This is a genomic window from Halobacterium bonnevillei, from assembly GCF_009831555.1.
Classification (GTDB): domain Archaea; phylum Halobacteriota; class Halobacteria; order Halobacteriales; family Halobacteriaceae; genus Halobacterium; species Halobacterium bonnevillei.
In genome coordinates this window covers 1-9,806 of sequence record NZ_WUUU01000114.1, presented here as the reverse complement: position 1 = coordinate 9,806, position 9,806 = coordinate 1, and the positions used below count along the sequence as shown (strand labels likewise).

At 67.1% G+C, this 9,806-nt stretch carries 11 protein-coding genes and 1 tRNA gene; 6 read left to right on the top strand and 6 right to left on the bottom strand.

The window, feature by feature from the left end; all coding sequences use genetic code 11:
* Positions 1–887: DEAD/DEAH box helicase (locus GRX66_RS12910; RefSeq protein ID WP_325064105.1), on the bottom strand; the 887-nt coding region annotated here is incomplete at its 3' end.
* 151 nt (positions 888–1,038) lie between these two features.
* On the opposite strand from GRX66_RS12910, the gene GRX66_RS12905 reads away from it, so the two are divergent.
* Together GRX66_RS12905 and GRX66_RS12900 are read left to right on the top strand one after the other, a co-directional pair.
* Positions 1,039–2,136: a pyridoxal phosphate-dependent aminotransferase gene (locus tag GRX66_RS12905; RefSeq protein WP_159526931.1), complete on the top strand. Its 1,098-nt coding sequence runs from the start codon at positions 1,039–1,041 to the stop codon at positions 2,134–2,136.
* A 159-nt stretch (positions 2,137–2,295) separates the two neighbouring features.
* Positions 2,296–2,586 (top strand): PRC-barrel domain-containing protein, encoded by a 291-nt coding sequence (locus tag GRX66_RS12900; protein WP_159526930.1) that lies wholly within the window; start codon positions 2,296–2,298, stop codon positions 2,584–2,586.
* A gap of 76 nt (positions 2,587–2,662) precedes the next feature.
* Here GRX66_RS12900 and GRX66_RS12895 read toward each other — a convergent pair whose 3' ends face one another.
* The 3 genes from GRX66_RS12895 to GRX66_RS12885 all read right to left on the bottom strand — a co-directional run bounded on the left by GRX66_RS12895 (position 2,663) and on the right by GRX66_RS12885 (position 5,573).
* On the bottom strand, positions 2,663–3,130 hold the full coding sequence (locus tag GRX66_RS12895; RefSeq protein ID WP_159526929.1) for a protein-tyrosine phosphatase family protein: 468 nt from the start codon (positions 3,128–3,130) through the stop codon (positions 2,663–2,665).
* 49 nt (positions 3,131–3,179) lie between these two features.
* The gene (locus GRX66_RS12890) at positions 3,180–4,631 is read right to left on the bottom strand and encodes a DHH family phosphoesterase (protein WP_159526928.1); all 1,452 of its coding nucleotides are present in this window, start codon (positions 4,629–4,631) and stop codon (positions 3,180–3,182) included.
* A 99-nt stretch (positions 4,632–4,730) separates the two neighbouring features.
* Positions 4,731–5,573, bottom strand: a complete 843-nt coding sequence (locus tag GRX66_RS12885) for an SDR family oxidoreductase (protein ID WP_159526927.1) — start codon at positions 5,571–5,573, stop codon at positions 4,731–4,733.
* 98 nt (positions 5,574–5,671) lie between these two features.
* Between GRX66_RS12885 and GRX66_RS12880 the strand changes: the two genes are divergently transcribed.
* A tRNA-Lys gene (locus tag GRX66_RS12880) sits at positions 5,672–5,745 on the top strand.
* Positions 5,746–6,091: 346 nt separating this feature from the next.
* Positions 6,092–6,511 (top strand): universal stress protein, encoded by a 420-nt coding sequence (locus GRX66_RS12875; protein ID WP_159526926.1) that lies wholly within the window; start codon positions 6,092–6,094, stop codon positions 6,509–6,511.
* Positions 6,512–6,590: 79 nt separating this feature from the next.
* Here GRX66_RS12875 and GRX66_RS19555 read toward each other — a convergent pair whose 3' ends face one another.
* Positions 6,591–6,767, bottom strand: a complete 177-nt coding sequence (locus GRX66_RS19555; protein WP_201293012.1) for a hypothetical protein — start codon at positions 6,765–6,767, stop codon at positions 6,591–6,593.
* Between the two features lie 74 nt (positions 6,768–6,841).
* On the opposite strand from GRX66_RS19555, the gene GRX66_RS20335 reads away from it, so the two are divergent.
* The gene (locus GRX66_RS20335; protein WP_267903087.1) at positions 6,842–6,964 is read left to right on the top strand and encodes a hypothetical protein; all 123 of its coding nucleotides are present in this window, start codon (positions 6,842–6,844) and stop codon (positions 6,962–6,964) included.
* 149 nt (positions 6,965–7,113) lie between these two features.
* Here GRX66_RS20335 and guaB read toward each other — a convergent pair whose 3' ends face one another.
* On the bottom strand, positions 7,114–8,613 hold the full coding sequence (gene guaB / locus GRX66_RS12870) for an IMP dehydrogenase (protein ID WP_159526925.1): 1,500 nt from the start codon (positions 8,611–8,613) through the stop codon (positions 7,114–7,116).
* 504 nt (positions 8,614–9,117) lie between these two features.
* Here guaB and GRX66_RS12865 point away from each other — a divergent pair.
* On the top strand, positions 9,118–9,806 hold a 689-nt coding region (locus GRX66_RS12865; RefSeq protein WP_159526924.1), incomplete at its 3' end, for a DUF5794 domain-containing protein.

The following is a 9,806-nucleotide window of genomic DNA, read 5'->3' as shown; positions in this document are numbered from 1 at the left end:
GCGAGCGTCTGGTGGCCCCTGGTGACGAGGTCGGCCATCAGGTGCCTGGTCTCGACGTGCGGGGAGCGCCTGCGGCCCTCGCCGCCGTCCTGCTCGGGCGGGTTCCAGAGCAGCCAGTTCCGCGGGCCGCGCTCGCTGGCGTCCTCGTCGACGAGCGCGAATCCAGCCTCCGGTTTTCCCGTGACGCGGGCGGCGTGCTCGACGGGGTTCCCGATAGTCGCCGAGCAACAGACGAAGTCCGGTTCGCTGTCGAACCGGTCACAGACGCGGCGCAGTCGCCGCATCACGTGTGCGACGTGGCCGCCGAACACGCCGCGGTACTCGTGGACCTCGTCGAGCACCACCGTCTCCAGCCCCGAGAAGAACCACTCCCAGAGCCGATGGCCGTGCGGCAGGAGGGCGTAGTGAATCATCTCCGGGTTCGTCAGGAGGAGGGTGGGCTGGCGGTCCCGGACGCCGCGTTTTTCGGACTGCGAGAGGCGGCCCGTGTAGGTGTCCACCTGCACGCGGTTGCCGAATCCGAGGTCTCTGGCGAGGTCCGACAGCATCTCCGCCTGGTCGGCGACGAGGGCGTTCTGGGGCGCGACGTAGAGCGTGCGGCCGCCGTGGTCCATTGCGCGCTCGAACGCCGGGACCGTGTATGCGAGACTCTTCCCGCTTGCGGTCGGTGTCGCGACGACGACGTCGTCGCCGTCTCTGACGGCCTCGATGGCGTCGGCCTGGTGGTCGTAGAGCGCGTCGATGCCGCGGTCCGCGAGCGCCGACGCGAGTCGGGACTCGAGGTCGACGTCGCGCGTCCGCGCCTCCCGGGCGTCGAGCGTGCGCTCGTCGACGATCTGGCCCGCGTAGTACGGGCGGTCCCGGAGCCAGTCGGCGAGGTCGTCCACGATGGGGCCTACGAGACTGGACCACCTAACGGCTTCCGGTGGTCGACGGGTTCGCTCGCCCGCCTCGCGGACCCGGAAAGAGCGAACCACGACTCCGGCCGGGCCGCTCCGAGCGGTAACTACTTTCCGGCGTGCGGCCGCACTCCCCTGTATGTTCCCGCGGCTGGAGTACCTCGAGTGGATTTCCGGGCGACCGGACGTCGCGTTGTACGACCTGGGGTCGAGCGACCTGCGAGGCGCCCGCGACCACGAACCCGAAATCGTTCCGGCGCCCCTGGAGGGACTGGACGACCCGCCGACGGGTGCGACGCTGGAAACCCAGATCGCCGGCGAGTACGGCGTCGAACCCGAGCAAGTGCTGGTGACCGCCGGTGCGACGATGGCGAACCTCGTCGCCGCGGCGACCGCGCTCCACCGCGGCCCCGACGAGGACGCCGAGAAGAAACAGCGCGTGCTCGTGGAGAAGCCGGGCTACGAGCCGCTCGTGAAGTCGCCGGCCGCCTTCGGCGCCGAAATCGACCGGTTCCTGCGGGGCGACCACTACAGCCTCGACGTCGAGCGCGTCGAGAACGCGATGACCGACTGGACGCGCCTCGTCACGGTGACGAACCGCCACAACCCGAGCGGCGCGCTCTCGGACCGGGAGACGCTGTCGGACCTCGCTGACGCGGTCAGCGACGGCGGCGGTCGCCTGCTCGTCGACGAGGTGTACGCGCCGTACGTGTCCGACCCGCGCGACAGTCCGTTCGGCGGCCCGACAGCGGCCGGCCTCGAGGATACGGTGGTGACGAGTTCGCTCACGAAGTTCTACGGCCTCGACGATCTCCGGATCGGCTGGCTGGTCGCCGACGAAGCGTTCGTCGACCGCGCGCGCGCTATCGCCTACCACTTCCTCGGCGTCGCCGACACGAGTCGCGCGCTCGGGAAGCGCGCGCTGCACAACGCCGACCACCTGGCCGACCGGTCGCGGACGCTTCTCTCGGAGAACGCCGACCTCCTCCGCGAGTTCCTCGAATCCCGCGACGACGTCGGGGGGTTCCTCGCCGAGGGGTCGTCGTTCGCGTTCCTCGACCCCGAGAACGCGGACGGCGACGCGGTCACCCAGGCCGCGTGGGAGGACGGCCTGCTCGTGGTGCCCGGCCGCTTCTTCGGCAACGACGAGTACATCCGCGTGAGTCTCGGCCGCAGTCCCAGCGAAGTCGCCCCAGCGCTCGAGGCGCTCGGGACGGTTCTGGACGGCTTCGAGTGAGGCGTTGATCACGGCTTCCGAAACCGACGTGACCGGAACCGAATTCGGTACTCGCGCGAGTGAAATCTAGTGATTCTGAGGGTGTGACCCGGGAGATGTCCGACGCCCGCGCGACGCCGGGCTTGAACACTTAAGGGGCACCAAGACATTCACGAGAGCATGGACTCCGAAGCAGACGAAATCACCTCGCTCGTCGGCCGCGAGGTGTACTCGAACAACGGCGTTTTCGTGGGGGAAGTAGAGGACGTCCGCCTGAACCTGGACACAGAAGTGGTGAACGGCCTCGCGCTCAGCGCGCTCAACCCGGACCTGTTCGCGAACGAAGCCACCGGCGAGAAAGGCGTCATCATTCCGTATCGCTGGGTGCGGGCCGTCGGCGACGTCGTCCTCATCAACGACATCGTGGAACGCTACGAATCCACCGAGGAAGAAGGCGAAGTCGCTGTCTGATTCTCGAAGAGCGGACTCTCACCGCGACGTTCTCGGGACGAGGCTCCGACAAAAGGCCGACCACACGCGGAATCGGTCAGACGTGAGCGGCGAGATACTGGACGGCCTGCTGGTGGAGCGCGGGGTGCGGGACGGCATCCGGATGACTCTCCAGTACGACGTGTAGTGCGTCGACGAACGAGCGCCCCTCATCGTACGCAACAGCCGTTGCTGCGAGGGTCGTGCTGCGCGAGATGCCGGCCCGGCAGTGAACTAGCAGCGTCCCCTCCCGTTCGTGGAGCGCACACGTCGTCTCGGCGGCTGATTCGAACGCCCGCCACGCGTTGTCCGCCCCGTCTATGAGTGGACAGTGGTGGGTGGTGAGAGCACGTGGCTCGCCGGTCGCGGACACCACGTAGTCGAATCGGTCGGCCAACGCGTCGTGGTCACCGGCCGCACCGTTGCCGATTGCGAGGCCGCGGTCTGGAAGCGCGTAGAGAACTGGGTTTTCGGAGACGTAGCCGTACGGCCGCACGGAGACAGCGGGTGTCGAGTTGTGACTCATCGAGGGCGGACCCAAATCCGTACAGGTGGACCCGTCCTCGGAGGAGAGGTTAGCTCCCGTTCGACCCGCTCTCGCTCTCGACGCCCATCGCGTCGAACAGCTTCCGGGTGACGGCTTCCTCGGTCAGCGACAGGAGCGTGTCGCGGTTCTCCTCGGTGGCTTCGATGCCCGTGAAGATGCCCAGCGGAATCTCGGCGGACGCCTGCGTGGAGTGGCCGGCGGACTCGCCGATGTTCTCGAAGGCGTCCGCGAGCACGCGGCCGATGTTCAGCCGGATGTCCTTCGAGCGCGCAGCCAGGTAGATTGTGTCCTCGACGATGCCGAAGACGGCCGTCGTCGTGATGCCCTCGAGGTTCAACAGCTGGGAGGCGGCCTGCGAGAGCGCGTCCCGGTCGCTGATGAACCCCGCGTTCGACACGAGGTGGCTGCCCTCGACCTCGCGGTTCGTGATGGCTTCCGCGAGCACGTCCAGCGTCTCCGGGCTCATGTTCGGGGATTCGACCTGCTCGAGTGTGTCGTGGTCCGCGAACGGGTAGAGGTAGGCTGCGGCGGTCAGGTCAGCGGGCGTGGTGTCCCGCCGGAAGTCCAGCGTTTCGGCGCGAATCCCGTACAACAGCGCGGTCGCGACCTCCTGGCTGACCGAGAGGTCGAACTCCTGGATGTACTTCGTGAGGATCGTCGACGTCGCGGAGACGTTCGGCCTGACGTCCGCGAACTCGGACTCGATCTGTCCCTCGACCTCGTAGTGGTCGATGAAGATGTCGACCTGCCGGTCGAGGGTGACTTCGCCGGCCTTCGCGGGGTCGACGACCGCGATCGTGTCGTAGTCGTCGATGTCCACGTCCCCGTAGGGCGTGAGTTCGATGTCCAGGAGGTTCACGAACGCGCGGTTCTCCTGGTGGCCGATGTCCCCGAAGTAGAGGATGTCTGCCTCGACGCCGAGGTGGTCGGCGATGGCTGCCAGTGCGGCCGCCGCTGCGATGGAGTCGGGGTCGGGGTTGTCGTGGGTGACGATGGCGAGGCGGTCCTCGGACGCCCCGATGACGTCCGCCAGCTGGCGGGCCTTGTACTCGAGTTCGCCGGACTCCAGCGCCCGGAGCGCCGCGTTCGCGATGACCGACGACGGATTGATGACGACGTCCGTGCCGAGTTCCCGGAGTTCGTCGCTCGTGACCGGGTCGCTCGCGCGAGCAACGATGAACTGGTCGTCGTCGCGGCCGCGAATGTTCGCCACCGCGGCTTCGTTCGCCTCGACGTCCGACGCCATCACCAGGACGACGTCCCGGTCGGCGACGAGTCCGGCGACGTCCTCGTCGCGGATGTCCGCGGTCTGCGCGTTCAGGTCCTGGTCGCGGAGGGCTTCCACTCGGGACTCGTCGCGGTCCACGATGAGGACGTCTTTCCCGCGTTCGACCAACTCCTCGGCGACGGCGTGGCCGACGCTCCCACAGCCGAGAATGGCGTACGTGGACATCGAGGAGATGGTTGCCCGGCTACTCATGATGTCCCGGGATAACGCAGGCCGTCACTTAACCTTCCCGACCTGTGGCCGGCCGTTCGACTGGGAGGACGCGACCGTTCCCGGTCGCGTAGGGACGGCCTACTCGTAGGTCAGCGTCATGCCGTCGTCGAATGTGAGGTCGCTGCCGTTGAGGTGGCTGGCGAGCTTCGAGAACCCGAGCACGAACAGGTTCGCGACGTCGACCGGGTCCATCAGTTCCGTGGCGCGAGCCTGCCCCAGCATGACGTCCTCGACGACTTCGCGCTCCGTGATGTCGCGCTCCGCGGCAGTGTCTGGAATCTGGTCGACGACGAGCGGCGTCTTCACGTAGCCCGTGGAGACCGAGAACGACCGCACGTCGCCGTCACCCTCGGCGGCGATGGACTGCGTGAGGCCGCGCAGCGCGAACTTCGCGACGTTGTATGCGACCTTGTCCGAGGTCACGTAGTGGCCGTGCACGGACGCCATGTTCCCGACGGCGCCGCCGCCAGCGTCCCGGATGAGCGGGAGCGCGTGCTTGGAGACGAGCACCGGCGCCCGCACCATCACGTCCTGCATCGTGTCGTAGACGTCCATAGGGAACTCCTCGAGCGGCGCGACGTGCTGGATGCCCGCGATGTTCGCGACGAACCGCAGGTCGCCGAGGTCGGCCGCCGCCTCGACCGCAGCGATCACTTCGTCGTCGTCGGTCAGGTCCGCTTCCACGGGCCGGACCTCGCCAGGCGCCTCCAGATCCGTCGCCTTCGCGCTCGTCTCCCCGAGGCCGTCTGCGTCCACGTCAAGCGCCGCGACCGTGAGGCCGTTCACGGCGAGCGCGACGGCCGTCGCACGTCCGATTCCGGACGCCGCACCGGTCACGAGCGCGACCGAATCGCCTGTATAGCGGTCGTCGTCGACGACGTGCACGTCGTCCCGTTCAAGGGTCGGCGGTTCGACTGACATACACGCGCCTTCCCCCGGCCGGACCATAAAGCCGTACCGTGGATGGCATCCCGAATCAGAACGTATTTTAGTCGCACCACCAAACGATTGATTGCGTTGGGCCGGTAGCTCAGTTTGGCAGAGCGACGGACTCTTAATCCGTCGGTCGCGTGTTCAAATCGCGCCCGGCCCGCTACTCACTGACGACGACCGCGAGCGACTGGTATGTCGCTGTCGTCGTTTTGCGGTCGTGTCGCGGGCGAGCGATTTGAGCCCTATCAGACGCGGCGCGAACGAAGTGAGCGACCGTCTGATTCCGGTTCAAATCGCGCCCGGCCCGCTTTCTCATACTCGGTACCGGCGTCGAGACGCCGCATGGATTGCGTGATCCGACGCCGAGAAGTAGACAGTGAATTGTCCCGCCCACTGGCCGAGGGGGTAACCGACCAGTGAGGTCGGGCGTGCGTCCGGTCACGGTCGGTCAGTCAAGGTATGACGGGGCGCGTAGTTTTAAGCCCCCAACGGGAGAGCCTGCACGTATGTATCGCGTACTAGTTCCGGTCGACAACGACGTGGACCGAGCGGTCGCACAGGCTCGATACGTGACGAATCTCCCCCACGCTGACGAGAGCGTGGAGGCAATCCTGTTGTTCGTGTTCACGGGCGACACCGAGGATCTGCCCGAGGACATCCAGCAGTTCAAGTCCGCGACACGCGTGCAGTCAGTGCGTCGCGCACGGGAACACCTCGAGGAAGCGGACGTCGAGGTGCAGGTGCGCGACGACTCCGGGGACACGACCGAGGACATCATCGTGGAGGCGGAGGACCACGACGTCGACGCCATCGTCCTCGGCGGTCGGAAGCGCTCACCGGCGGGGAAGGCGATTTTCGGTAGCGTCACGCAGTCTGTCATCCTGAACACGGACCGCCCGGTCGTCGTCACGGGCGGGAACGCCTGACTGCGGCGGTCAGGGTCCACAGCCCCTGGAACGTCCGTCATTCTGTCTGGGCCGCCCGAGGCGGGCGTCCGAAGTCGCCTCAGACGTCGATGCGACAGCAGGCGCCGGTGGCCGCGTCCGTCTCGTCGAGCCACGCCGACAGACAGCCGTAGTTACAGAACGCGCCCTCCTGTGTACGCCCGTCGTCCGTCTCGCGGTCGACTAGCACGGCGTCGTACTGTTCCAAGTCCTGCTCGCAGTACGTGCACTCGGCCATACCTGACTGTCGGGCGCGGACCGGAAAAGTGGTGCACCGTAACGCACTTTTTGCAGACCCAGTAACCGACACACATGCCCTTCCAAACCTACGAGTGCCAGCACTGCGACTCTGAGTTCAAGGCGTTCGAGGACGCGAACGCGGCACAGAACCAGTTCTGTAGCCCACGCTGCGAGGTCGACGGAAAAGGACTCTGACCTGGGCTGTTGTGCGCCGGCAGGCCCGGTCGCTGCCGGAATCGCTCGGAATCGGCCGGGCGTACGTTTGAACGGGAGTTGTGAGACGACGAACAGAACCCCGAGACGGGTCAGGGAGTGGTTCTCGTTGGTGCGCCCGCCAGCCGCGGTTACTCGCTCTGCGGGCTGTAGTTCGGCGCTTCGTCAGTGATCATGACGTCGTGGGGGTGGCCCTCTGTCTGGCCCGCAGCGGAGACGCGGACGAACTCGGCGCGCTCCCTGAATTCGGGGAGCGTCTCGGCGCCGACGTACCCCATGCCGGACTGGATGCCGCCGACGAGCTGGTGGAGTTCCTGGGAGAGCGGGCCCTTGTACGGCGTCGCGGCCTCGACGCCCTCCGGGACGAACTCCTCGTCCTCGTCCTCCTCTTTGAGGTAGCGGTCACCGCCGCCGGACTGCATCGCGCCGACCGAGCCCATGCCGCGGTACTGCTTGTACTTCTTGCCGTTCATCGTGATGACGCGGCCCGGTGCTTCGTCGGTGCCGGCGAAGTACGAGCCGAGCATCACGGCGTCTGCGCCGGCGGCGATGGCTTTCGCGGCGTCGCCGGAGTACCGGATGCCGCCGTCCGCGATGACGGGCACGCCCTCGGGGGCGGCGACGTCTGCGACCTGGGAGATGGCCGTAATCTGGGGCATACCGGCGCCCGTGACCACGCGCGTCGTACAGATGGAGCCAGGTCCGATGCCGACCTTCAGGCCGTCCGCGAAGCCGACGAGGGCTTCGGCGGCCTCGCGTGTGCCGACGTTGCCGACGACGACGTCCGCGTCGACGGTCTGCTTGATGTCGCGGGCGGAGTCGATGACGCTACGGTTGTGCGCGTGCGCGCAATCGATGAAAATCACGTCGGCGCCGGCGTCGTCGGCGGCGGTCGCGCGGTCGGCCTCGAACGGCCCGACCGCCACACCCACGCGGAGGCGTCCATCTTCGTCGCGTGCAGCGTTCCCGTGCTCGCGGCGGTTGAGGATGCCCTGCATCGTCACGAGGCCCACGAGGCGGTCCTCCTCGTCGACCAGCGGGACGCGCTCGATCTTGTGTTCGTACATCAGTTCGAGGGCGTCGCGGGCAGTGACGTCCTCGCTGGCGGTGATGACCTCGTCGGTCATGGCTTCGCTGACGGCGTCGGTCTCGCCGACCTCGAGGTACGGACGGATGTCGGTCCCGGAGATGATGCCCAGGACTTCGTCGTCGTCGTCGACCACTGGCGCGCCGGAGACGCCTTCGCTGCTCATCAGTCGGTCGACCTCGCTGACGGTCTGGTCGGGGGACGCCGTGACGACGTTCTCGCGGCTGATGACGAGTTCGTCGGCCTGTTTGACGCGCTCGATTTCCGCGACGGTGTCTTCGACCTCCATGTTGCGGTGGAGGACGCCGAGGCCGCCCTCGCGCGCCATCGCGACGGCGAGATCGGACTCCGTGACGGTGTCCATCGCAGCAGACAGCACGGGCGTGTTCACTTCGACGTTCCTGGACACGCGCGTGCCGACGTCGGCGTCGTCTGGTTCGACGTTGCTCTCCGCCGGTCGGAGGAGTACGTCGTCGAAAGTCAATGCCTCTGGCACGCGAAGTTTGTCGGAGAATCGGCCGCCGGTCGAGGGGTCCTGCGCCATGTAAACCGTCGTGGCGCCTGTGGCAAAAACGTTGCGAGATTGGTTGAACGTGCGCCAACAACTCACTATGGGGCCCAGGGTTCAGCACGTACGTGCATTCCCGCACTGCCACGGTTGTACGAACGTACAGCAGCTGTCGAACGTTCGTACGAACGTCAGGAATCTAGGGTCGGCGTCGGCGTATTTTCGGCCAATGTCAACTCCCGGTTTCGGACCGCAGCTACGTACTTAAAAGGCGGTTTCGGTACTACACCATATGTGGCCACGTCTCACACAATCTTTATGCGTACGACCCCGGTTGGTGTAGGTATGGACTCCATCAGTCCCAGTGCGGCAGGTACTGCCGGCAATCAGCGCGGTCTCTCCGGCGTACTCACATTTTTCGGCACACTGATGGAGCGGTTCTGGTTCGGCAAAACGGCGCTCCCGCTTCCAGCCACGACGACGCGGGCGCCCACGTATCGCCGGTCCAGCCACACCCCGTCCAGATTGGCCCGGTAGTGTATGAGTAGTTCACGCCACCCAATCGCCCTCCGCCTGGAGGAACGCGTCGGCGGCGACACTCGGCTGCTGGCGACGGTCATGTTGCTCCCGCTAGTCGACGGCATCTTCGCGGCGCTCGTGCTGGCGGGCGCCCTGGAGACCCCCGCCGGCATCGCGCAGGTCGGCCTGCTCGTTTTCGGCGGGAGCGCGACGCTCGCAGTCATCCTCGCGGAGATGGACGACGACCCCCGGTCGCAGGCCGTCACCGTGCTCGTCGTCGGGACGCCGCTCGTCGTCGTCGCCGCGGCCGAGGCCGCGCTCGCCCCGACCATCGCGACCATCGTCGACATCCCGACGTTCGAGCGCTTTGCCGCGCTCGTCATCCTGGCGATCGCCGCGAAGACGGCCAGTTCCACCATCGGCGACTACCTGCCGTCCCCAGGCGTCATCATCGGCCTCGGGTTCATCGCCAGCGTCCAGCCCGGGCAGGCGGCCCTGGTTCTGGAACACGACCCCGCCCTGATGTTGCGCGCCGCCGCCGCCGGCGGTGTCGCCGTCGGCTTCGCGCTGAGCGTCGTCGCGCTCCAGCCGTACCTCCGGCAGGTCGTCGACATCGACCGCTTCCGCTTCGGGAGCGCGGTCGCGCTCGGCACCCTGGCGCTGTCCGTGTTCGGACTCGTGCCGTCGCAGGCGCCGCTGGTCGTGTTCGG